At 61.9% G+C, this 22,965-nt stretch carries 17 protein-coding genes; 11 read left to right on the top strand and 6 right to left on the bottom strand.

Annotated elements, in window-relative coordinates:
• Window positions 1–37 precede the first annotated feature (37 nt).
• The 4 genes from tssM to IVB46_RS37750 are packed head-to-tail and all read left to right on the top strand — an operon-like array spanning window position 38 to window position 6,860.
• Entirely contained in the window at window positions 38–3,574 is a 3,537-nt protein-coding gene (tssM, locus tag IVB46_RS37765) for a type VI secretion system membrane subunit TssM (protein WP_247344854.1), read from the top strand.
• Window positions 3,571–4,272: a type VI secretion system-associated protein TagF gene (gene tagF / locus IVB46_RS37760; RefSeq protein ID WP_346016157.1), complete on the top strand. Its 702-nt coding sequence runs from the start codon at window positions 3,571–3,573 to the stop codon at window positions 4,270–4,272. The genes tssM and tagF overlap by 4 nt, the downstream gene beginning before the upstream one ends.
• A 6-nt stretch (window positions 4,273–4,278) precedes the next feature.
• Window positions 4,279–5,055 carry a protein phosphatase 2C domain-containing protein gene (locus tag IVB46_RS37755; protein ID WP_135214242.1) on the top strand — a complete coding sequence of 259 codons (777 nt, stop codon included), beginning with the start codon at window positions 4,279–4,281 and terminating at the stop codon, window positions 5,053–5,055.
• Complete coding sequence (locus IVB46_RS37750; protein ID WP_247457201.1) at window positions 5,052–6,860, top strand: serine/threonine-protein kinase; 1,809 nt, start codon at window positions 5,052–5,054, stop codon at window positions 6,858–6,860. Before IVB46_RS37755 ends, IVB46_RS37750 begins: the two co-directional genes overlap by 4 nt.
• 9 nt (window positions 6,861–6,869) lie before the next feature.
• On the opposite strand, the gene IVB46_RS37745 is transcribed toward IVB46_RS37750, so the two are convergent.
• Together IVB46_RS37745 and IVB46_RS37740 are read right to left on the bottom strand one after the other, a co-directional pair.
• On the bottom strand, window positions 6,870–7,853 hold the full coding sequence (locus IVB46_RS37745; RefSeq protein ID WP_247304752.1) for a DUF4424 domain-containing protein: 984 nt from the start codon (window positions 7,851–7,853) through the stop codon (window positions 6,870–6,872).
• Between the two features lie 98 nt (window positions 7,854–7,951).
• Complete coding sequence (locus IVB46_RS37740) at window positions 7,952–8,233, bottom strand: hypothetical protein (RefSeq protein ID WP_166343409.1); 282 nt, start codon at window positions 8,231–8,233, stop codon at window positions 7,952–7,954.
• A gap of 157 nt (window positions 8,234–8,390) precedes the next feature.
• Here IVB46_RS37740 and IVB46_RS37735 point away from each other — a divergent pair, with 157 nt between their 5' ends.
• The 3 genes from IVB46_RS37735 to IVB46_RS37725 are packed head-to-tail and all read left to right on the top strand — an operon-like array spanning window position 8,391 to window position 12,620.
• Complete coding sequence (locus IVB46_RS37735) at window positions 8,391–10,115, top strand: hypothetical protein (RefSeq protein WP_247303705.1); 1,725 nt, start codon at window positions 8,391–8,393, stop codon at window positions 10,113–10,115.
• Window positions 10,116–10,172: 57 nt separating this feature from the next.
• The gene (locus tag IVB46_RS37730; protein ID WP_063981826.1) at window positions 10,173–11,954 is read left to right on the top strand and encodes a caspase family protein; all 1,782 of its coding nucleotides are present in this window, start codon (window positions 10,173–10,175) and stop codon (window positions 11,952–11,954) included.
• 18 nt (window positions 11,955–11,972) lie between these two features.
• Window positions 11,973–12,620, top strand: a complete 648-nt coding sequence (locus IVB46_RS37725; RefSeq protein ID WP_135214247.1) for a DUF4384 domain-containing protein — start codon at window positions 11,973–11,975, stop codon at window positions 12,618–12,620.
• A gap of 17 nt (window positions 12,621–12,637) precedes the next feature.
• Here IVB46_RS37725 and IVB46_RS37720 read toward each other — a convergent pair whose 3' ends face one another.
• The 3 genes from IVB46_RS37720 to IVB46_RS37710 all read right to left on the bottom strand — a co-directional run bounded on the left by IVB46_RS37720 (window position 12,638) and on the right by IVB46_RS37710 (window position 16,796).
• A complete protein-coding gene (locus IVB46_RS37720) occupies window positions 12,638–13,624 on the bottom strand; it encodes a hypothetical protein (protein ID WP_166343403.1) in 987 nt (328 codons plus the stop codon).
• A 140-nt stretch (window positions 13,625–13,764) separates the two neighbouring features.
• Window positions 13,765–15,642, bottom strand: a complete 1,878-nt coding sequence (locus IVB46_RS37715) for a caspase family protein (RefSeq protein WP_247303703.1) — start codon at window positions 15,640–15,642, stop codon at window positions 13,765–13,767.
• A gap of 383 nt (window positions 15,643–16,025) precedes the next feature.
• Window positions 16,026–16,796: an isoprenylcysteine carboxylmethyltransferase family protein gene (locus IVB46_RS37710; RefSeq protein ID WP_247303701.1), complete on the bottom strand. Its 771-nt coding sequence runs from the start codon at window positions 16,794–16,796 to the stop codon at window positions 16,026–16,028.
• 211 nt (window positions 16,797–17,007) lie between these two features.
• On the opposite strand from IVB46_RS37710, the gene IVB46_RS37705 reads away from it, so the two are divergent.
• The 4 genes from IVB46_RS37705 (at window position 17,008) to IVB46_RS37690 (ending at window position 21,493) form a co-directional block, all read left to right on the top strand.
• A complete protein-coding gene (locus IVB46_RS37705) occupies window positions 17,008–18,777 on the top strand; it encodes a caspase family protein (protein ID WP_247303699.1) in 1,770 nt (589 codons plus the stop codon).
• Window positions 18,778–18,814: 37 nt separating this feature from the next.
• Window positions 18,815–19,627, top strand: a complete 813-nt coding sequence (locus tag IVB46_RS37700; RefSeq protein ID WP_247303697.1) for a hypothetical protein — start codon at window positions 18,815–18,817, stop codon at window positions 19,625–19,627.
• Window positions 19,628–19,923: 296 nt separating this feature from the next.
• A complete protein-coding gene (locus tag IVB46_RS37695) occupies window positions 19,924–20,499 on the top strand; it encodes a hypothetical protein (protein ID WP_247344846.1) in 576 nt (191 codons plus the stop codon).
• A gap of 211 nt (window positions 20,500–20,710) precedes the next feature.
• Complete coding sequence (locus IVB46_RS37690) at window positions 20,711–21,493, top strand: response regulator transcription factor (protein ID WP_071917291.1); 783 nt, start codon at window positions 20,711–20,713, stop codon at window positions 21,491–21,493.
• A gap of 55 nt (window positions 21,494–21,548) precedes the next feature.
• Here the strand turns inward: IVB46_RS37690 and IVB46_RS37685 are convergent, their stop codons facing one another.
• Window positions 21,549–22,901, bottom strand: coding sequence for an HlyD family type I secretion periplasmic adaptor subunit (locus tag IVB46_RS37685; protein ID WP_247303691.1), 1,353 nt, complete (start codon window positions 22,899–22,901; stop codon window positions 21,549–21,551).
• Between the last annotated feature and the right edge of the window lie 64 nt (window positions 22,902–22,965).

The following is a 22,965-nucleotide window of genomic DNA, read 5'->3' as shown; positions in this document are numbered from 1 at the left end:
ACCGCCGGGTCAGGTGGTTTGCGACAGGTACGGTTAGATGCTTGCCAAGGACATTCTTCGCATCGTTCTCTACGGAGTAGGGCTCAGCTCGCTCGGAGCGGTGATCTATCTCGCCGGTCCCTTCATCGCGTTCGGCGACTGGCGGCCGCTGGAGAACCATATCGTCCGGCAGATCGCTATTCTGCTGCTCACCACGGTCGTGGCAGGCATCGTTGGCCTCAATCTGTTCAAGCGGCGCAAGAGTGCCAAGGAGATTGCCGATGGCATCGCTGGTGCGGACCAGCCCGTCAGCGATGAACCGGTGCTCAAGGAGCGCATGAAGGATGCGCTCGCGACGCTGAAGACCGCCAGCGGCAACAAGTCGGGCTATCTCTACGATCTGCCGTGGTACGTCATCATCGGTCCGCCCGGCGCCGGCAAGACCACGGCGCTGGTCAATTCCGGGCTCAAGTTTCCGCTCGCGCGCGGGGCGACGCCCGCAGCGATCGCGGGGGTCGGCGGTACGCGCTACTGCGATTGGTGGTTCACCGAGGAGGCGGTGCTGATCGATACCGCCGGCCGTTACACGACCCAGGACTCCAACAGCAAGGCCGACAAGGACAGCTGGCTGGCGTTCCTGGACATCCTGAAGAAAAGCCGGTCGCGCCAGCCGATCAACGGCGTCCTTGTCGCCATCAGTATCGAAGACATCCTGACGCTGCCGAAGCAGGAACTCGCACTTCACGCCGATGCCATCAGGATGCGCCTGCTCGAGTTGCATCAGAGGCTCAAGGTCAGCTTCCCGGTCTACGCGCTATTTACCAAAGCCGATCTCGTTGCCGGCTTCACCGAGTATTTCGCCTATCTCGGGGAGGCCGGCCGCCGCCAGGTCTGGGGTGCCACATTCCAGACCGCAGACAAGACCCAGAATCTGGTGGGGCAGATCCCGGTCGAGTTCGACCGTCTGCTGGAGCGCCTGAGCGAGGAGACGCTCGACCGTCTGCAGGACGAGCCGACACCCCAGCACCGCGTGCAATTGTTCGGCTTTCCGGCACAGATGGCGCGGCTCAAGCCCCAGATCCACGACTTCCTCAACCAGATCTTCGAGCCGACGCGCTATCACGTGAACGCGAACCTGCGCGGTTTCTACTTCACCTCGGGTACGCAGCAGGGCACGCCGATCGACCAATTGATCGGGTCGCTGGCACGTACGTTCGGCGCTGAGGAGGTCGGTTCCGGATCCTATTCGGGCACGGGCAAGAGCTTCTTCCTCGCCGATCTGATTTCCAAGGTCATCATCGGCGAGGCCGACTGGGTCTCGACCGACCGTGCCGCGGTGCGCCGCGCGCTGATTCTGAAAACCGCGGCCCTGTCATTGATCGGCCTGGTCTCGATCGGACTGATCGCAGCTTGGCTGATGAGCTACAAGCGGAACTCCGATTTGATCGAGCAAAGCCTGCAGGCGGATAGCGAGTATGCGGCCGCCGGCGCACCACTTATCAAGCAGACGCTGATTGCCGATCATGATCTCGACAAGGTGCTTCCGCTACTCTACCGGCTGCGCAACGCCCCGGCAGGCTACGGATCGCGCGGCGAGTCGGTGCCTCTGTCGGCTCGCTACGGGCTCAGTCAGCACGCCCGGCTGCTGTCGCCCTCGAAGGCGGCCTATCATACGGCGCTTGAGCGCATGTTCCGGCCGCGCCTGCTGTATCGCCTCGAGGAGCAGCTCAATGCGCGCATCAACGAACCTGCCTTCGTCTACGAGGCGCTCAAGGTCTATCTGATGGTCGGCGGCCTGCAGTCGCCGGACCGCGAGCTGATCCGCTCCTGGATGCAACGTGACTGGGCGGACAACCTCTATCCTGGCGCCACCAACGCGGAAGGGCGGCGTCTGCTCGACGAGAACCTCGTGGCAATGTTCGACCTCGAGACCGAGCAGCCGCCGCTGGTCGAACTCGACGGCCGGTTGATCAAGCAGGCCCAGAGCTCCTTGGCGCGCCTGAGCGTGTCGCAACGTGCCTACGAGTTTCTGAAATCGGAGGCGCGCGCATCGACCGCTGGCGACTGGATCGCTGGCCGCCATGGTGGACCCGACATGGGTGTCGTGTTCGAAACCACGACGGGGCAGCCTTTGGACGCGGTGCGGGTACCTGAGTTCTTCACGTATAACGGCTTCCATCAGAAGTTCGTCGCCCGGCTGTCCGGATTGTCTGAGCGGATGAAGCGGGAGCGATGGGTTTTGGGTGATGCAGGCCAGCAGTCGGCCATCGACCAGCAGTACGACAATCTGGCCGGCGATCTGCTCAACATCTATTCCAACGATTTCGTGACGACCTGGCGAACGGCGCTCGGGAGCCTGCGCCTGAAGAAGCTGCTCGCCGACAAGCCGAAATACGAGGTGCTGCGGGCGCTTTCGGCGCCGACCTCGCCGATGCGGCAAATTCTGGAATCGGTGCGCGATGAGACGGTGCTGACCAAGGAACGGGCGAAGCCGGCGAACGCTTCGGCGCCAGCTGCCGCACCGGCGCCGGCACTCTTCACGAATGCCCAGGATGGACCGCCCGGCGCGACGATCGAGGCACAGTTCAAACCTTACCACGCGGCGCTCGAAGGCGAGAGCACCCGCCGGCCGATCGACTCGACCGTCGCGAACCTGAACGACATCGCGCAGAACCTGACGTTGATCATCGAGAATCCCCAACTGACAGCACAGGCCACGGCTGCGCTTCAGACCCAGGTCGCAGCGCTCCGCAACAATGCCTCGCGCATGCCACCGCCATTCTCCGACATGCTGCGCGCAGCAGCCGCGGAGTTCGAAGGCAGCATCGCGGCTTCAACCGCCGGGCAAATCCTGCAAACGTTGCGCGATCAGGTCACGCCGGTCTGCCAACAGACCGTGACCAACCGCTACCCGTTTGTCCGCAGCAGCGGCCAGGAAGTCCCGCTGGCGGATTTTGCCAAATTGTTCAGTCCGAATGGCGTTATGGACAAGTTCTTCACCCAGTACCTGGCACCTTATGCCGACACGTCGCGGTCGGACTGGGCTTGGCGCAAGGAGAGCCCCGTTGGTCGGTCGTTCTCGCCCGACACGCTCAAACAATTCCAGAATGCGGCCTATATCCGGGATGCGTTCTTCCAGACGGGCGGCGGTGTGCCCGCCGTTTCTTTCGCGATCCGGCCTCCTGGGGCACCGGGGCCAGGCGTGACCGTTAAGACCGAGATCGGCGGCACCACGATTGCGAGCCCAACCATTCCCGGACCGGCCACGTCGTCCTTGTTCGGCGGTCCGCAACCGACGCCACCGCCACCGCCTCAGAGCAACTCGCCAACGACCGTCCTATGGCCGGGCCCAGCGCCGCGAACGGCAATTTCAGTTAGTAACGACACCGGCGCGCCATCCGTGCTCGAGCGCATTGGTCCCTGGTCGTTGTTTCGGATGCTGGAGGCGGGCTCGTTGGTTGTGAAAGCGGAAACGGCCAGCGCGACTTTCATCGTCGCGGGGCGCGAGCTCAACTATCAAATTTCGACTGGGTCGTTGCGCAACCCGCTGAATCTGTCAGTGCTGCGCGAGTTTCGTTGCCCGACCGGGATATGACCATGCGTTGCGGGCTATTCGGCAAGATCGGCGCCAAGCGCGATTTCATCGCGATCGCGACCCCGCGCAGCTTCCTGGAAGCCTGGGAGCCGTGGGTACAGGCTGCGCTGTCAGCAAGTCGCCACCAGCTTGGCCCAGGATGGCAGCAGGCCTTTCTGACCGCTCCGGTCTGGCGGTTTTGGCTTGGCGCCGCGATCTGCGGCACGACAGTGGCGGGTGCGATCATGCCCTCACTCGACGGGGTGGGGCGATACTATCCTTTGACCCTGCATGCGGTGACCGGCGAGGCCGTCTCGCTGCCGCCGCCGAGCATTGATCCGCAGGACGAATGGTTCGGGCAAGTGGAAGCGTTCATGCTTTCGACCCTGGATCGGGCCGCAACCTACGAGCAGATCTCCGATGCACTGGATCGGCTTGCGGTGCCACGACTGCAGGAGACCATCGCCGGCGGTCCGCCGATCACGTCGCTTGGTACTGCGGCAATGGGGAGGGCTTCGGCGGTCGACGCCTTCGCGGGGTCGTTTGCAGCACTTTGCGCCGCCAACCCACAGGTCTACGCCGCAGCTAGCTTCTGGTGGACCGCCGGAGGGGAAGGCTTTCCGCCAATGGCGCTGAGTTGCCGCGGATTACCAGATCCGTTTCACTACATCACGCTGCTGACCGGTGATCTCGGCCACGCGGCATCCGGGAATGGATGACACGCGATGGTGCATATTCCATCCTTGTTCGATGTTGGTAGCGTCACCCATGCCGGACGGGTGCGGGAGCGGAACGAGGATTCATGTTTGGTACGAACCGACGTTGGCCTTTGGGCGGTTGCCGATGGTATGGGGGGGCACGAGGCCGGCGATCTCGCCAGTCGCATTGTAGTGCAGTCGCTGGACGCGATCGGCACGCCAGAATCAGCCGCAGACCTGCTGGCGGAATGTGAGGAACGGCTGTTCAGCGCAAACCAGCAGATACTGGCGCTAAGTCATGAACGACAGGGTGCCACCGTCGGGACCACAGCGGCGGTTCTGCTCGTTCGCGATAGCTACTACGCTTGCATATGGGCGGGTGACAGCCGGGTCTACCTGATCAGTCGTGGCGCAATTAGCCAAGTGTCGCATGATCACAGCGAACTGGAGGAACTGATCGCCGAAGGTGCACTGTCGCGCGAAGACGTGAATGATTGGCCGAGCAATGCCATTACTCGTGCCGTCGGTGTCGCCGATGATCCGGAATTTGAGGTGGTGACAGGCCCGGCCGAGCCGGAGGATATCTTCGTGATCTGCAGCGATGGCCTGACCAGGCACGTGCAGGACGACGAGATCCTGCAGCACGTGGCTACGCGACGCGCCCAGGCGGCTTGCGATGACATGCTCGCGCTAGCTCTTGATCGTGGCGGGCTTGACAACGTGACGATTGTGATCGTGCGACTACTGACGCCACGATCTCAGGAGGCGACAAGATCTCCGCTCAATCGGGAGCCGCAACCATGACCCCGAACGATCCGTTCCGATCGTCCTATCACGGCGTGCCGCCCGGCACGCGTCTCAACGGCATTTACGAGATCGAAGCGGTGATCGGCGCGGGCGGCATGGGTGAGGTCTACAAATGCCGTGAGATCCAGACTGGATCGCCTGTTGCGGTGAAAATGCTGCTGCCCGACATGGTTGACAACGAGGCGGCGCTCGCGCTGTTCCGTCGAGAGGCCGCGGCACTCCACAATCTTCCGCATGACGCGATCGTTCGCTACTTCCTGTTTACCGTGGAGCCGGTGCTGCAGCGACCTTATCTCGCGATGGAATTCGTGAATGGCCGCTCGCTCTCGAACATGCTCGATGATGGGCCGTTGGCCTTCGAGGCGCTGATCAGGCTGATGCAGCGCGTCGCATCGGGACTGGAGGCTGCCCATGAGCACGGCATCATCCATCGTGACGTTTCTCCGGACAACATCATCGTTCCGCTCGACGACGTCAGGCGGGCCAAGATCATCGACTTCGGCATCGCGCGGTCGACCCAGATGGGTGACAAGACCATCATCGGCTCGGGCTTCGCCGGCAAGGACAATTACGCATCGCCGGAACAGGTTGGGTTGTACGGCAATGACGTGACTGCGAAATCCGATGTCTACAGCTTCGGTCTTGTGCTGTTCCATGCGCTGACCGGACAGAAACTCGACATGGGCGGCAGCCAGTTTCAACTGGTGGAGAAGCGCCGGCGTGTGCCCGATCTCGGTGCGGTGGATATGCGAATCCGGCCTTTGCTGGAGCGGATGCTGCAGCCCGATCCGGCCTTGCGCCCGACCATGGGGGAGGTCGCCAGCTGGACGCCAACCGGTTCGGCCAGGACACCGGCCGCGCCGTTATATGGCTTCGATCCGCTACGGCGGCCGGAAAGCGCGGCGCCGGCGTCGCAGGACAGGATGCCGTCGACCGCGCGGAGCGCGCGCGGCCTCTGGCTGGGGGCGGGCGTGGCGGCATTGTTGCTGCTGGTCGGCGGTGGTGGATATGCCTTCTACAAGCTGGTCTGGTCAGCGCCCGGCACCGCGGTCTTGCCGCCACCTCCGAAACTCGCTGGAACAATGGTGCCGCCGAAGGTCGAGCCCGCTGGACCACAGCCCGGACGCCAGGAGACAGAGAAGTTGTCCGCGCAGCCGACGGCAACGCCGTCTCCGGCGCTCGATGGGCCGGGGCGAGCTGAGCGCATCCGCAAATACGTGGCCCAATATCCTGGCGGTGACTGCTTCTTTGTCTTGCCGATTGCTGTGAGCCCAAATGCGGCTGTCATCGAAGGGTTCGGTGCCTCGACCGCCCCATTCGACACCTTCGACAAAGCGTTTCGGCGTGAGCAGGGTTTCGAAGCTTCGGTCGGCGTCAGGCAAGTGACCCAGGCGCAATGCCCAGCCGTCAAGTTCTTGAGCCAGGTCGGGAGCGATCAGGCGCGAATGCCACGCATCACCCTGTCAGCGACAGAGCTGAAGGGCGGCGAAACCCTCAATGGGACCATTGAGAACTTTGCCAACCGCGTGGTGGAGCTGCTCATGGTGTCGGATCGCGGCGAAGTCCAGAGCCTCTCTTACCTTCTGAAGCCGGGCATCGACTCACTTTCGTTTACGCTGCCGACAGCGCGCGCGAGCGGTCCGCAATTGCTGTTGGTCGTGGCGGTTCCGCAGGTTCTGGACTCATTGCGCCAGCCGCGACCGATGGCTGCCGACACGTTCTTTCTGCAGGCGCTGAGCGAGGCTCAGCGCAACAAGGTGACCGTCATCGCGGCCGCGCGCTACGTGCTGCTCACCAATTGACCGGCACGCTCAGAATGTTCCGATCACCAGGATTTTCAGGTCGGCATCCGGCTTGAAGTCGCTTGCCGTATATTCAAGCATGTTTCCAGTAGCGGACGATGCCTTTAGCCGCCCAGGACAGAAGCTCACCAAACGGTCGCTGCCGCCTGGGTCGATAGTCAGTTTGAATGAGCGGATCGGCCCGGCCCAATTCGCGCCGGTCTTGAGCACATACGATATGCGCCGCTCCTGCAGCTTCGCGCTGTTGGTCTGGTTACTGCCCGCGCGCTTGTCGAGTTCGGCGAGGAACGTATCCTGGACGCAGTACTCTTTCCGGTAACGGGCGACTTCCTGAGCGAGTGCGCCGCTGCGGCGCAGGCTCGAGCGCAGGATGGTGTCGGGACTGGAGCCGACGCTCGGCCGGTACTGGTGTTCGACCAAGACGGTGCGCATGGGCGGAAACACCTGCTGGCGCACAGCCGAGGTCTTGATAACCCAACCCGGCGCATACTGCTGCCGACCGTTGTCGCTCATTCCGGCAGGTATCAGAAGTCCGTCGTCCACGAGCCGGGCCCGGGTCGCCTCGGGCAGGTCGTTCACCCGGATCTCGCGGTTACCAATCGGCAGCAGCGGCAACTTGAGTTCGCGGAGTAGGGCACTGACATCTCTGTTGCCGACCATGGCGCGCTGATCGACGGTCAGCGGCGCCGGGCTGCCATCGACCTTGGTCTCGAAGTCGACGAAGTTGATCGGATCATTTGACGGCAGTGCGATGTTCTCAGCCTCCGACAGGTCGATGTCGGGCAGCGGAAAGGCAACGGTAAGCGTGACCGGCTTGGCGGTGACGTTGGCGAATTGGTAGCGAACGCTAATCCTGTCGAGCGCGATACGAAGGTTCTCGCTCTCCATGGCCACGTCATTGGTGCGTACGAACTGGAGCCCGCCGATCGACAATTCCGCAGCCGAGTCGTTGGCGCGTGCCGGCCAGCCCGTCGCAGCCAGCAGCGCGACCATCAAGGCCCGTATCCAGAACGATGGTCGGGGGGAGGGTCCGTTCGGCAAGCTCGTCTCGATGCGGCGTCGCAGCATATGCTGGTTCCATCCGATGCGGGTCATTCGATCGGCTGATAAAGATCGCCCCACTCGGACTTCCAGACCCCGTCTGGATCGCACACTACGAGCGCGAGCTTTACGTCGTTTGCCAGCCGGATCGCGCCGCGAAAAGCATCCTGAGCCGGCAACTGCGCGCTGACCTGGTCGGTGGTCAGCCGTCCGCCGCTCGCGGCGGCCGGCAGCACGATCGATCCGGAGATGCCGTCATTGTCGCGTTTCAGGACAAGCGTGATCGCGTCGGGCTGGACTTCGCTCACCTGCTCAAATCTATTCCGGGCCATGTTTTGCACCGCAAGCTGAAGACATTCGGACTATCACCGTCCAGTGATAGATTGAACGTGATTGAGATTGCTCACCACTAATTGACGCGCCGCATCAACGGCATCTCGGATTAGTCGATCCGACGCGGCGATCGGTTCGGGGTACATTGAGGCGAACATGCTTCGTCCAAATCATTGGATCTGGGTCTTCATCGTTGGCGCTGGCATTCTTGGAACCAAGGCGTACGCCGACGATACTGTCGTACGCAGCTTTGCCGGCGGTTCGGCTGCTTCCATGGTCGGCATCGTCCCGGCCAGCGAGGACGTGGAACTCGCGGGACCGCAAGCACTCAGCGCCGACGGGCAGGGCAACCTGTTTGTGCTCGATCAGATCAACGGTCGCATCCTCCAATTTGATCCGAAACAGCCAAGCTCCGATCCTGACGTCCTCAACATGCCGAAGGACGTCCAGCCGACGGATCTCGTCGTCCACAACGACGACATCATGGTTTGGGACGGCGGCGTACGGACGCTGAAGGCGGCGCCGGGGCAATCCACGCGCGGCCTCGGTGGTGATGTGATCCAGCTTGAAGAGGTCTCGAGCCGCGGCGCGGACGACCAGGTCGCCGTCTCGGCTTTTGCCCAGATGGGATCACAGGCGCCAGGCAGCGCGACCGACCTGCTCGACCAGAACACCCGCGCGGCCATCATCAAGACGACGCGGCAGCCCGACCGGCAATATGTTGCTACTCGAAGCAAGGGCTCGGTGATCGCCGACATCATTCCGGACAAGGGCAATGCCAGCGTACGGGTCGAAATCCAGACCATGGTCACGAACGAGACGATCGGCCAGCTCGGCCTCCGGGTGCGCAACCAGCTCGGCACGGTAGAGTTTCTCGAGATTGACAACAGTGACCGCTTCTATGTGTTGGCGGAGGACGTCCCGCCATCGGGAAAGAATGCCTCTACGTTCGTCGCACGCTATGCCGCGAACGGCCGTCTCGAAGGAATCTATGAGCTTCCTTTGGAAAACACGCCGCTGACCCGGCGATTCGTAACGGTTTCGGGCGATGGCGATGTCTATTTCCTGCGGACCAAACCGGACGGTATTGAAGTGGTCGGCGTGGGCTTCAGGCCTCTGACCAACGCTTCGATTATCGACGTGCGGCCGTCGCGAACGGCAGCCGCGCCGGCACCGCAATCCGGCGTCAAATTTGACGCGTCGGCCGCCGTGAGACCGTCCAATCGCCAGCAGGCGATCGAGACAGCGTTTGCGTTCGAGGGCATCCAGTGGAAGCTGACGCAGGCGAATTACGGCAACGATCCCGACAGCCAATGCAGCGGCTTCAGCCGTGTTCGTCGGCCGTGGTATCTGCAGGGAAAGGTGAATCAGGAGGTCCGCGGCGTACCCTATTGCTGGGGCTGCCACGGTTCGCTCGCGAACTTCCGGCAGCGGATCGAGAGCGGAACGCTGGCTGGCAATGTGTGCACTCGCAATGCGCCACGGCCGGATGTGGCTGGCGTCGACTGTTCGGCCTTCGTCAGCGCCGCGTGGGGGCTGTCCGTCCACTACACGACTGCCGCTATCCCCGCGATCGCAGCCCCCGTGGCAAATCCCTGGGACCTGAGGCCGGGCGACGCGCTGAACAAGCCGGGCTCGCACGTGATGTTGTTCCTGCGGTTCACGCCTGATCGCAAGGCCGAGGTGATGGAATCCTCGACCGGCGGCTGCAACGGCCGCGTCTGCCGCAACGTCTACCCGTTGGCGAGCCTGCTTTCGCGCGGCTACGTTCCGGTCCGCTTTCGAGCCTTCGCGGACGATCAGACGGCAGTTTCAGCGAGCGCCTATCAGGAGACCGAACAATCGCCGGCGGGCCGCAAAACGGCAAGCAAAAGGCGCTGAACCCGGTGTGTCGCCAGAGCTACAAAATGGGTAGGCATGATGTCGAGGTGGATCACGATGCGGATGCCCAGAGGATTTTATTGCGGGATCAGGCAGCTATGCGCCACCATCGGGCTCGCTGCGTTGATCGGGCTGATAACCCCTCACGCATATGCGGCAGGAGGACTGTCGATCAGCAATCCGGACGGGGCGGCGGTGCGCGCGCTCGTGATTGGGATCGATGACTATCAGCACGTGCGGAAATTGAAGGGCGCGGTCGCTGACGCCACTGACATCGTGACCAGCTTGAAAAACATGGGGGTTGGCGACGTCGTCGTACTGACGAACGCCCAGGCCGACAGGGCAAGCGTCCTGCGCGAGATCAGTGCACTGGTGGAGCGGACCAAGAACAACGACCTCATCTTTCTGTCGATCGCCGGTCATGGCACCCAGGAGCCGGAGCGCGTCAAGGGCTCGGAGCCGGACGGAATGGAAAACGTGTTCTTGCTGCCAGGCTTTGAAACCACGCCAACCGGGTCGGTTGAACGTGTTCTGGGCAGTGAGTTCAACCATTTCATCCGGCAGTTCGAGCTGCGCGGGGCGAGGGTGATCTTCGTGGCTGATACCTGCCACGGTGGCGGTATGGTGCGCGATATCGATCCGCGTGCCGCTGAGATGAGCTTCCGGCAGGTCCCGCGTTACACGTTGCTGGTCGACGAACTGAAGCCGGTGTCGGACAGCAACGATCCGAAGTCAGAACTCGATCTTGACCACACGGCGTTCCTGGCTGCGGTGGACCGCTACACCAAGGCGCCGGAAGTCCGCATCCCTGGCATCGATGGCTTGCGCGGGGCTCTCAGCTATGCGGTCGCGCGGGCGGTGGAGGGGAGCGCAGACATCAATCACGATGGGAAGGTGACGCTCAAGGAGCTCTTCAGCAATGTTCGACAGGTGGTCTATCAGCTCTCGGACCAGCGCCAGAACATCGTGACCATATCATCGCCGCCTCAGACGCCGGATACCGACGTCGCCTTCGAATTGACGCGCGGTGTCGTGCTGATTCAGGGGCCGGCCGCGAGAGCTGCCTCTGGTCCGGCCGGATCCGGGGGGGCCGTCGAGGGACAGGCGCCCGCGCCACCGGCTGTCACGGCCAAGGCACCAACCACTCCGACCCTTGCCGCGGCGGCGACCAAGGAACTTCCGACCGGCGACGCGCCGGGGCCTCTCCGCCTCGCTGCACCAATCCGGCTGGCGGCGCTCGACGGCAAGACAAGCTATTTTGCAAGCGTGAAGCCAAAGGATGTTCCCGTGCAGGCGGTTCAACCGACGGACAATCCCGACCTGATCTGGGATCCCGTGTCGCACGACGTGATCGCGTGGGGCGACGTGGTCGCCTACGGGATCGACGTTGCGAACTTGCCGACGGTAGTCGATCGGACAGCGGCAATTCGTGAACTGAAACGCATTGCGACCCGGTCGCCGCAGATCATGCGCATCTGGCCAGACGATCGCCAACAGCGTGCTGGCCAGACTGTCGAAGTTGACCTGTCTGATGTGGCGTCAAGGGCGGTGCTGCTGTTCAATGTGTCTGGCGATGGCACCATCCAATTGTTGTATCCGGTGGGTTCTGATGCGGCGCTGGCCCGATCGGCGAGTTTGCGCCTACCGCTCAGGGTCGGCGAGCCGTTCGGTGCGGAACAGATCGTTGCGGTGACCTCGCAGCAACGCATGGTAGATCTTGAGACAGCCCTGATGCAGTTCAACCGGCGTCGCGCCTCGGGGCAAGTGATCAAGAGTCTCGAGCGTTACTTGCCCGCAGACGCGCGAATCGCCTCGATCGGCTTCTTCAGTGCTCCCTGACTCTTAGGGGAGCAGGCCATGCCGTCATCGCAGCCGATCCGCCAGGCGCGACCATGGCTCGCATTCCTGCTGCTGCTGGCGGGTAGCGGAGCTGCGTCCGCAGCACCATTGCCGACGGCGTCGTTGCATGTCGGCACGACGTACGCACGTTGGCTTTGGCCTGTACAAGCGGTGCGCGGGCAGACCAATGCCGCGAGTGTGTCCCTTCAGATCCTGCCGAGCCAGACCGTCAACGTCGGCGGCAAGGTCTCGTTCGGCGTCACGGCCAGGAAGACCGGATATCTCATTTTGGTCGACGTCGACGCGGAAGGGCGGATGTCCCAGATCTTTCCGACCCCCGAGCTATTGGCGCAGTCGAACGAACGCGACATCAATCTCGTCAAGCCGGGTGTCGAATTTGTTGTTCCTGCCCCGGCGGCGCGACAGCGTGGTTTTGAATATGTCGTCGCACCGCCGACGGGGTCCGCTGTGATGATCGCCATCCTGAGCGAGCGACGCGTGCAATTGCTCGATTTGCCGGACATGCCCCGCAAGCTGGAAGGTCAGGCCGACGCGTTGAGCTATCTATCGGCCTGGACCAGCGAGCTGCGCGTGCCGGACAACAGCAGCGGAAAGCTGGTGACGAACAATTGGTCGTTCGACGTCAAATCTTATTCCATCAAGTGAGTCCGGTGAAGCTTGGGTTATAGCTTGCTCAGTCGGCTGAAAAAGCCACCCCGGGCGATCATGTAATGAATGTCCTTTGGAAAGGGAAAAGCGCTGCGAACGTTGGAAATTGCGTGCTGGAGGAATTCCCCGCGCTGCGGCGCTGGCTTATGCCGCGGCTGGTCCGCGACCTGCGGTATCATGAAGCGATCCACGAAAGCCGGGTCAAGATCGTTGACCCTGACCATCTGGCCAAATGCCGGGAATAGATCGTGATGACCCAAGCTTACGCTGAGGTTCTTGAGGGCAGGGCGCTGAGGCTGAGTTTGATTGCCATCGGTCGTCGCCAGCCCACGCCCGATCAGGTCCAGCTTCACCGATTGCGGCAGAGTTGATGGACCATACACGATCTCGAGCGCCCGGCCGCTCTGTCCGGACAGCCATTGGTACCAGAAGGTCGCATCATCGGGCCGCGCATTGGCACCGTAGAGGCAGTCAAATCCCCAACAGGCCGTCAGCTTGCCCTGATACTTTCCAAGGCTCCCGACGAGATTGCGCATGCCGTTACCGCCGCCGGAGTGGCATGCGATGATGAGCTTGCCGATCTGGAGCTGAGGAATGGACGTCGAGGAGAGACCCAGGAACCTGGCAAGAGCTCCAAGGATCTCCTCGATATAGCGTTCGCCCCAGTTCGCGGTTGCCAGGTCAGACACGCTGTAGTTTCCGGCAAAGGTGTCGCCAACGGCATATTCGTAGCCCAGGAACGGCGCGATAAGCACTACGTCCTTGCCGGAATCCCGGACCTGTTCGCGCAGCCGCGCTGGGTCGCTGTGGAAGAGGAATTCATGGTTTTTGACATAGAAGCCGTGAAGCCAGATCACGACGTCGAACTTGGTGGCAGATGTTGGGTGCTTTGGCGGAAGATAAACCGCCGTCGGCTTCATGCCGGGTGCCTGCCGCTTCGTAAAGAGCGTCACCCCGGGAAAGGCGTTGGCGTCCTTTTGCTCAAGCTCACACGCAACCACGCAGGTCGCTCCGCTTCGGCCAATCCAGGCACGGACCTGGATGACCCAGTGTTAAGCTCTGCCGCCCGTCACACCTTCTCGACACCAAGATCCGCGCGGCCTCCTGGGCTTCCATGACGCCGTGGCAGCCTTGCGCGTTGCTAGTTGCAGGACTCGACATTACCCACGTTGCCCCCGGGGCCGCCGCCGCCACGGTATTCGAGGTGGCAGCCGCTTCTAACCTGACGGCACAGAGATTGATCGCAAACGACCTGACCACCGCCGCCGCCGGACCTCGCAGTTGCTTGTCGCCGCGGAACGTCGGCTGCCGGCGCCGGCCTCTCGCGTGCTGAACGATCCGCACGTGACGGACGCTCGTCCGTGTTGCGCTTTGCAACCGGTTTCTTCCCGGGTCGCTTCTCGCATTCATTGTCGTCGTTGAGGAACGAACCCTCGGCACAGGTGATCCTGCTGCACTGGTCACCGTCAGCCTTGTAGCCATGATCACAGATCAGGGGACAGACCCGGGACGGCTTGAGCTTGATTGCGTCAAGCGCGTCGAGACTTGCGAGCTTGGCGTCGAATTTGGTTCCCGCGTGCTGGTTGAAGAGAGCCAACGAGCGCTGTGAGGCCGCATTCCATTGGCCATTGACGGCGCCGGTGAAGCAGCCGACGCGGCTCAATTCGCCTTGTACAGACTTGGCGATATCTACGGACTTGGAGAGATCGGCCTTTGCGATATCGGTCTGGCGCGGCTCGTCGCTCAGCGCGGCAAGCTTGGGCGTCTTGCTGTCCTCAGCGGGCGTAGCGGCCGCTGGGTTATCCGCGACGGTACTCTCAACAGCCGGCTTATTCCCGGAGAGTGCAGCGACGATTGTAGATTCGGATGCAGTACGTTTCCGTTCCGCCTCGGCGGCCTGCTCCTGCGCCGCTTGCTTCGTCTTCTCGGCCGCAATCCGGGCCTCTTCCGCAGCCTTCAGATCCGCGGCCGCCTTCTCCTGGTCGGCACGCTGGGCGCCCTGGGACATCAGGCGAGCTCGCTGCTGCTCGGCCTCCTGCGCTTTCGCCGTGGCCGCGACGCGTGCGTCCTCGGCGTCGAGCTGATTGAGCTGCAGCTTGGCCAGATTTGAGTAGTATCCGTCCGGATGTTGGGTCAGGAACGCGTTCAGAGCAGGCTTGTTGCGGAGCTGCAAGGCCAATTCGTAATCACGTCGAATTTCCGACTGGGGGTTGGCCGCCTGTATCGGCTCCTCAGCCTTGGTAGCCGGAACAAGCGCAACGTCTTCGCCGCCGAGCGAGCCGTAGACATAGGGCTCCTGTCGGTTGCCCGTGGCTTGCAAGACATCGTCGCGGACGAAGCCGAAAGCCCTTCGCAAGTCGAGCCCCGGCTTTGCGATGTACTTCACGAGAGCCGTCGCGTACGGACTATTCTGGCTGTTGCCATCGAGTGCGGTTAGTCCCGCTTTCGCGGCAAACGCGATCAGCGTGTTGGAGACGGTGGGCTCGACCCTGGCCAGCCCGCGGCTGATCGATCGCGAGGCAACTGTACGTTTCATCGAATCGGCAAACGGATTGTTGCGGCACGCGTCGACGATCACCACGCGTAGTTGCCTCGCAGGCTCAATCGCCAGCAGGACGCGGTCGAGCGAGAATGCTTCGTCATAGATGTCCGTGTCACGTTCGAGTCTGGCGTCGGTCGGGATCAGATAGTTTGTCCCGTCGATCTCGATACCGTGGCCAGCGTAGTACACCAGGGCTATGTCGGCATTGCGGGCCTGATCGGCGAATTCTCTCAAGGCCCGCCGCATATCGGTCGCGGCGAGGTTAAGTCTTGAGTCAACCACATCGAAACCTGCTCCCTTCAAGGTCGCGGTGATAGCCGCAGCGTCGTTGGCCGGGTTTGGGAGCAGAGGGGCGTTTTGATAGTTGGCATTGCCGACCACCAAAGCCACGCGCTTTGTCGCCCAGGCTGGCTGACAGGCCAGGAACAGCGAAGCGGCGAGAAGAAGCAAAACTCGAAGGTGCCTGTACACTCTCATGGCGAACACCCAACCTATGGCCCGTAGAATGGTGACGTCGCGAAGATGGCCGCATAAGAAATGACTTTTGAATTCGTACGCTACCGGCGGCTGCCTATCTGCATACAGTACCAAACTCGAGCCCGATCCATTCCTATGTGTTGTTGCGAAATGCGGACGCGTTCAAAAGGCATGGAAGATATTGCGCCGGGCGCTGTCCGCCGATTCATGTGGATGATAGGCGCCCGCCAGTGCTCTGCTGAGGGCGCGATCACAATATAAGATATTGATATAAAACGGTTATTTTTCTGGGGGCTGCTCGTGGCAGCGCGGCACAAGGCCTCCGGCTTGGTTCAAACTCGAGTTCCGCTGAGCCGCACATCGAGGAGACGTGAAGCGCGGTGTCAGGCGTGCGGATCGACCGCCTTGGTCGAGAGCTCCGGTCCGGCCTGATGAGCTCGCCGCCCGAGTCTCGCGGGGATCAGACCTGCAGGGATCAGAAAAGGCGTTGCCGCGGCATAGACGTCATATTCAGGGAAGGCCAGTCTTAGAATCCGCTCTTCGTTGATCATTCGTCGGCACTGAATCATCGCAACCACGATGGCGATGAGCACGGCAAGTGGTGAAAGGACCTGAAGTGTGACACCGACCAACGCAATCCCCTCACATAGGTAGAGGGGATGCCGGACGACTCGATAAGGCCCTTCCGTCACAAGGCGCCTCGCCTCCGGTAGAATGCTGAAGGATTTGCCCAACCAGCGGAGTACCACGATAGAAAGCGAGATCCCCACAAGGATCAACGTCGTGGACAGAGCCGACCAGATCGGGCCGAGCTCTGCCTTCGGAAGGAAAGCGAGTGCGACGGTCGGAAATGCGCCCAGCAGGGCCGAGACCCGCATCTCAACGCCCTTCGACTTCATTGTCGGGACCAGCCGGGTCATGGTTGTCAGTGCAACGAGTCCGAGGAACAGGACGTTGGCAATACTGGCTGCGATCATCAGCAAGTTGTCCACGCTGCCCAACGGAAGGCGATGGATGCTGGCGGCGCCAATGAGAGCAGACCCGCCATAGACGATCACGATGGCCACCCTGGAGGTCCAGTCCAGCCAGGGATTGACGCCGCCGGCGATCCGGTTCCTGGCTGTCCCCTCCTGGCCGACCTTCGCGTCAGTCACAGCAGTGATCTCGCTCGCTCAAAATCTGCCTCACTAGACGCCAGGCCCCCGGAGAGGTCAATTGGCTGGCCACATCTCCGAGCGCGGCCACACCAGTCGGTCCCATGCGGTTCCATATTCCGCGGACCCTCCGGATCGTCGAGTTGTCATTGAACCGAACCTGTCGTGGCGACACGAATGATAAAGCGCATAATTAAACAGTAGTATTGCCATGGGTTTGCACGGATTCGTGAATTTGCGCCGAATCTTGTTCCTTCTTCCTGTGCTGCTGCTCTTCTTCTGTCAGCCGGCATGGGCGGGGAATCGCGTCGCACTTGTCATTGGCAATTCTGCCTACAAAAACGCGGCGCCACTTTCGAATCCCGTCAATGACGCTGCGATTGTCGAGGCGACACTAAAGAACGCAGGTTTTGACGTTGTGCAAACCCGCCAGGATCTTCAGGCGATCGAGATGCGGCGCACGCTGCGCGATTTTGCCGATCAGGCTCGCGACGCCGATGTGGCCGTCATCTACTACGCCGGTCATGGTATGGAGATCGAAGGTGCGAACTACCTGATCCCGGTCGATGCCACCCTTGAGCGCGATACGGATGTGTACGATGAGGCGTTTTCGCTCGATCGCGTCATGCTGGCCATTGAACCTGCAAGGCAGCTGCGACTTGTGATCCTCGACGCTTGCCGCAACAATCCTTTCTCCGAAAAGATGAAACGGACGGTCGGCTCGCGGTCCATCAGCCGGGGCCTTGCCCGAATTGAGCCGGCGACGGCGAATACTCTGGTCGCCTTCGCCGCCAAGGCTGGCTCGACAGCGTCGGACGGCAACAGCAAGAACAGTCCCTACGCTGCCGCATTGGTCAAATATATCGGGACTCCGGGTCTGGATTTGCGCAGAGTGTTCGGCTTCGTTCGCGACGACGTCATGAAAGCGACGGGCAATCGGCAGGAGCCCTATGTTTACGGCACGCTTGGCGGCGACGACGTGCCGCTGGTGCCCGCCAAGGAAACAGCCAAGGAGCCAACCAGGGAACCAGCCAAGGAGGCCGCGAAGGAAGCCGTCCCATCGCCAACGCTGCGATCCGAAATACGGCGCGACTACGAGCTCGCGCTGCAGGTTGGCAACAAGGATGCACTGAACTTCTTCATCGTCCAGTATCCGGATGGTTACTACGCAAGTCTCGCAAAGCTTCAGCTCGCCAAAATCGATGCGGAGGAGAAGCGCGTTGCTGCGGCCGAAAAGGCGCGTCAGGCCGAGCAGGAGCAGGCGCGGCTCGTGAACGAGGGCGCACAACAGATGCAACTTGCCAAGGCTGCGTCGGATCTGAAGGCAGCGCAGGAAGCTCGGGCCGCCGCCGAGGCCGCCAAGGAAACCGCGCAGCATCAGGCTGCTCAAGCCGAACAAAGGCGTGTCGCGGCTGAAACGGCACCTGCCGCGAAGAACGCTGCACCATCAGCAACAGGGCAGCCGCAAGAGGCGAAGGCAAACACGGACACAAAAGTGGCAGCGCTCCCCAATCCACAGGCGCCCGTGCCGCCACCTTCGCTAGCGGAGCTGGCAAAATCGGTGCAAACCGAATTGCGCCGGGTCGGCTGCCTCACGGGATCGGCCAGTGGGGAGTGGGATGCGGCGTCGCGGCGCTCGCTTGAGCTGTTCAATCAAAGCGCCGGCACCAAGTTCGATACCAAGACCGCGAGCGCCGATGCGCTCGATGCGATCAAGCTCAAGCCGGCGCGGGTTTGTCCTTTGATTTGCGGATCCGGCCTCAAGCGCGACGGCGATCGTTGTGTCAAGATTGCCTGCGCGGCGGGTTACTTTCTGAATGGCGACGATGAATGCGAGAAGCGCAAGGTCCGTCAGGCCCCGTCCGCAAGACTTGAACGAAGGGAGAGGGAGGCTGCTCCTGCAAGACCCGCAAGACCCGAGGCCAGCGCAAGCAACAAGCCGGAAGGCGGCGGAATGCCATTCATGTTCTTCCTGCCCTGAAGATTTCAGCCGATATCGTGTAGCGCCGTGTTCAAGCATGCCGTTCGATTCTGCATCGGCCATTCTGAACGTAAGCCCGGCCCCAGTCTTTCCTTGCGGAGACTTCCGGGTCTTCGCGACACATTTTCCAGCTGGATTGGCCGACCCGCGCACCAGGGGCACATGCTCATCTGACCCGATTCACGTTCAGTCGACGAGGCGGGCGAAACGTGGCTCGTTAGTCGCCGTTGTGGCTAACAAGGGTCAAACAGACCGCTCACGATCGCAATTTCGGACGTCGGAGAAGCTGATGCCCATTCCGTTGAGGATTTACATCACGCCATTTGCCGACAGGGGGGTCGTTGAGCCCGGGCAATGGAGCAGCGACACGGCCAAGAAGGCGCTCGACGTGGTCAATACGATCTGGTCAAAGGCCAAGATCGCGTTCGTGATCAGCGATTGCTTGATGGAGAAGCCGCTCGACATGGCGAAGAGCGCGCGCAGCAATGATCAGCGATTGCTGGGTGTTCTTGCCTCTCGGCACGATCCGGACAATGCCATCCACATCTACCTCGTCAATTCGATTGAAAATCTATCCGCCGGCGGAAGCTCATACCCCAATAGCGAACCCGAGCCGGCAAGCTTCGTCCAGTGGTATGGCAATGACCACGCCAATGGACGCGCCTGGGCTCACGAGCTTGGCCATCTGATGAGTCTCGATCACGTCGAGATCGACTATTCCAATGAGAAGCAGGCGGCGCAACGCGTCAAGAACCTCATGACGAAAGGATTGAGCGCCGGCTCCGACTTGACTGGCCAGCAGATCGATGCAGCCAAGGGCTCAAAGCTGATCAAGCGATTTGGCGGATAAGTCGTCGGCCGACCGCCGAAGTCGCCGTCGTCCTGCAGATCGCGTGTCCGAAGCGGGGGAACGTCCTCCTCGCGTGGCGATCTCCGCCGAATTCAGAAAAACGACTACATTGTGGCAATCGGCGCGGTCATTTCGGCACGGGTCTGGAGCCCGATCTAATCCGCCCATCCAGGCATGGGCGCGACAACGGCGCGCGCTTAATGGGCGCTTAATGCTTTTGCGCAACAGATAGATCACCAGCGCGGAATTAGTCCTAGTTACGAGTGCGAGCCGAGCTCCCGGAGGAGGGGAATCGGATGGGACTGCTTTTTGTCGGAGTGCTGGCGGGAGTCCTGATCGGCTTTGGCTGGTTTGCGCCTTCCCGAGGGTATTTCCTCGGATGCGCGTCACGACCCTGTTTCGCTGTCGCCCAACCCGCGCAGCCAATGCCGACGGCGTTGGCGCAAGAGCCTGCGGCTGTCAAATCGAATTCTGCAACGCCGGCAAGGTCCGGCAAAAAGCCATCTCCGAAGAAACGCGGATCGACCGACCTTGCCAAAGCGGCGTCCCCGCGGACGAGCATCAGCGTCCCGGCATCCGAACGGCCCGCGGAAATGCCGGACCCTGCTCTGGACAAGGCGAAGGTTGCGATCGCGACGCAGATGAGGGGGCCGGAAACGGTCGAACTCAGCGACGTGAAGCGCGCAATGCGAAAGAACATGTTTGGACGCCCCGTGGATACGATTTGCGGCCGTGTGAAAGGAAGAAGCGCGTCAGGCGGCGAGACTGGCGAGAGGCCGTTTCTGTATCTCGTGAAGGAGGATGAAGCATATGTCGTCGACGGCAAGTCAGGGTCGGCGGCGTCAACGGCGTATCGAAATATCTGCAATTAGGGATGCGTCGACTGCGCCACCGCGCGGTACACGCCCAGATGATTTGAGCGGAAAGAATTTCCCCCAGGTGTCGAGTGATCCCGCAGTGGATACGGCACTAACGCGGCACTGCGCCGCTCTCGTGATGATGCATTCAGGATGAATGCAGCAGCAGGGGAGACGCAATACGGAATGGGAATATCGCGGAAGTTCTTTTCATCTCGAGGACATCATGCACGACATAACCAACGCTTCAAAACGGCTCAATGAATCGCTTCACTTGCCGGTTCTGGTGATCATCGAGCCGCTCCTGTTGCCTCGTACATGCATTCTGCACGTCCTCAGGCGGGAGTTGGACGAACTTGAGATCCTCGACATGGCATCGGTCCAAGGCCTGGACTGCACGTCAGCCCGCGATGTTCGTCTGGTGATGCTGAGTATCGCGGACAAGCCCATCGGCGATCCCTCGGTTGAGGACGATCTCGCCTTCGTTGCGGAGTGTTGTCCCAACGCCGCCACTGTGGTCCTGTCAAACCACGAGGACGAGCCGACCGTGCAGGCCGCGATGCAGCGGGGCGTGCGCGGCTTTCTTTCCTCCTCGCTACCGATCGAGATCGCCATAGCCGGCCTGCGCCTAGTTCTTGTCGGCGGCGCCTACAGGCCGTTGCCCGTGGCCGGGATGAACAGGATACCGGATTTCGAGCCGCCGGATGCGCGCGGACTCACGCCCGCATATCTGATGAACGAGGGAGCCAGAGTGGCTATCGACAGGAGCGTGACCGATCTCACGCCTCGTGAGCAACAGGTTCTGGCGGAACTGGAGCTCGGCCTGCCCAACAAGCTGATCGCCGCCAAATTGGGCCTGTCGGAAAGCACGGTCAAAATGCACATTCAGCATATCATGAGGAAATGTGCCGCGCACAATCGCACGGAGGCCGTGCTCCGCTGGCGCGGCCGGTTGCCCGCGCCGAGTCGCGATCACGTCCCCGGCGTGGCTCTCATGCCGGAGACCTAATGCATGATCCGGACCCGGAAGGCGCGATGACGATTCACCCCAATCTCATCGCGCTTCAGTCCTCTCTGAATGCACCACGGAAGCTGTCGAGCAGGGGCCTGAGCGCGTAGAGAGCCACGGTGCCGCGCCCCGTCGTGATGAACACCTGAACCGGCATGCCGGGCACGATCTGGATGTCGTTCGCGACGATCTGCCCGTCGTCGATCCGGATCCTGGTCGCGTAGTATGGCTGGTCGGTACGCTTGTCGAGCAGCCGGTCTGCGGATACGTGCACGACGGTTCCCTTCAGGCGAGGCACGCGACGCTGATTATACGGTACGAGTTGAACCTCGGCATTGAGGCCGGGATGAACCACATCGATGTCCTCGGGCCTCAGGCGCGCGGTCACGATGAGACGGTCTTGCCGGGGCACCAGGTCCATGAGCGGAGCGCCCGCTCCGATGACGCCGCCGGCCGTATGAATCCGCAGATCGGTTATCACGCCGTCCTCGGGCGCCTTGATCTCCGTTCGCGATAGCTGATCTCTGGCCGCAAGCAACCGCTCGCGGAGCTGGAATATCTGGTTCTGTGCTTCACGAAGCGACTGTGCGATCTCGTTCTGCCTCTCGCTCTCGAGCTTGAACAAGGTGGCCTGCTGTTCGCTGATGACCTGCCCGGCGCGGGCAATCTGCGCGGCGATCTCGCCGCGGCGGCCCTCGACGTCGGCCAGCTCCCGCTGCAGGTTCAGAAGCCGCGGCCGCCGTTCGAGTCCCTTGTTGACGAGGGTCGCGACCATATCCAGTTCCTCCCGAACGATGTCGACCCGCTGCCCGGTGGCGGTTTCCTGAGCCTTGAGACCTTCGATCTCCTTCTCGACTTGACGCCTTCGTTCGCGAATGACCGCAAGCTGCGACTCGTGAACCTGGAGGCGTGCCTGAAAAATGAACTGCTGCGCCGACACCGCAGCGGCCGCCACCTCGCTCTGCCTGCTGTCCTGTTCCAGCGCGTCCGGGATTGCGATCCTCTCGAATCTCTGCTGCTCGGCTTGAAGCCGTGCGGCACGAGCAGCTGCATCCCAAAATTGGCCTTGGAGGCTTTGCATCTCCGAGCCGGCCCGGGTGTCGTCCAGCTCGATCAGCGTTTGGCCGCTGCGCACGATATCGCCATCCGAAACCAGGATCTTCCTGATGATGCCGCCTTCCAGATGCTGAATCGTCTTGCGGCTCGATTCCGATTCCACGACGCCGGAGGCGATCGCGGCGCTCTCGAGCGGCGCGAGGCTCGCCCATGTCCCAAGCCCCAGCATGAAGCAGAGCACCAGCAGATTGCCCGCGACGGTGATACCGCGAAGCCTTCCGCGCGGAGAGGTCGGCGTGGGCGTCGAACACCATGGAAATTCCAGAGGCTCGAAATCGTCGATTGCGGTCACCACGACGCCAGATCGCCGGGCGGGCGGGGGGCTCGCCGGCGCTCGCATGAGCTGGTCCCAGACC

Origin of the sequence: Bradyrhizobium sp. 61 (assembly GCF_023073075.1) — a bacterium.
GTDB lineage: Bacteria > Pseudomonadota > Alphaproteobacteria > Rhizobiales > Xanthobacteraceae > Bradyrhizobium > Bradyrhizobium barranii.
Note: the sequence above shows the minus strand (reverse complement) of the source record. Positions and strands in the feature narration are given on the sequence as shown.

What these genes read in the sequence shown, in the direction of transcription:
- IVB46_RS37735 (WP_247303705.1), top strand. Translation starts at nt 8,391, where the DNA reads ATGCTTCGTCCAAATCATTGGATCTGGGTCTTCATCGTTGGCGCTGGC.
- tagF (WP_346016157.1), top strand. Translation starts at nt 3,571, where the DNA reads ATGACCATGCGTTGCGGGCTATTCGGCAAGATCGGCGCCAAGCGCGAT.
- IVB46_RS37755 (WP_135214242.1), top strand. Translation starts at nt 4,279, where the DNA reads ATGGTGCATATTCCATCCTTGTTCGATGTTGGTAGCGTCACCCATGCC.
- IVB46_RS37725 (WP_135214247.1), top strand. Translation starts at nt 11,973, where the DNA reads ATGCCGTCATCGCAGCCGATCCGCCAGGCGCGACCATGGCTCGCATTC.
- IVB46_RS37745 (WP_247304752.1), bottom strand. Translation starts at nt 7,853, where the DNA reads ATGGTCGCGCTGCTGGCTGCGACGGGCTGGCCGGCACGCGCCAACGAC.
- tssM (WP_247344854.1), top strand. Translation starts at nt 38, where the DNA reads ATGCTTGCCAAGGACATTCTTCGCATCGTTCTCTACGGAGTAGGGCTC.
- IVB46_RS37750 (WP_247457201.1), top strand. Translation starts at nt 5,052, where the DNA reads ATGACCCCGAACGATCCGTTCCGATCGTCCTATCACGGCGTGCCGCCC.
- IVB46_RS37715 (WP_247303703.1), bottom strand. Translation starts at nt 15,642, where the DNA reads ATGAGAGTGTACAGGCACCTTCGAGTTTTGCTTCTTCTCGCCGCTTCG.
- IVB46_RS37700 (WP_247303697.1), top strand. Translation starts at nt 18,815, where the DNA reads ATGCCGTTCGATTCTGCATCGGCCATTCTGAACGTAAGCCCGGCCCCA.
- IVB46_RS37690 (WP_071917291.1), top strand. Translation starts at nt 20,711, where the DNA reads ATGCACGACATAACCAACGCTTCAAAACGGCTCAATGAATCGCTTCAC.
- IVB46_RS37705 (WP_247303699.1), top strand. Translation starts at nt 17,008, where the DNA reads ATGGGTTTGCACGGATTCGTGAATTTGCGCCGAATCTTGTTCCTTCTT.
- IVB46_RS37740 (WP_166343409.1), bottom strand. Translation starts at nt 8,233, where the DNA reads ATGGCCCGGAATAGATTTGAGCAGGTGAGCGAAGTCCAGCCCGACGCG.
- IVB46_RS37695 (WP_247344846.1), top strand. Translation starts at nt 19,924, where the DNA reads ATGGGACTGCTTTTTGTCGGAGTGCTGGCGGGAGTCCTGATCGGCTTT.
- IVB46_RS37730 (WP_063981826.1), top strand. Translation starts at nt 10,173, where the DNA reads ATGCGGATGCCCAGAGGATTTTATTGCGGGATCAGGCAGCTATGCGCC.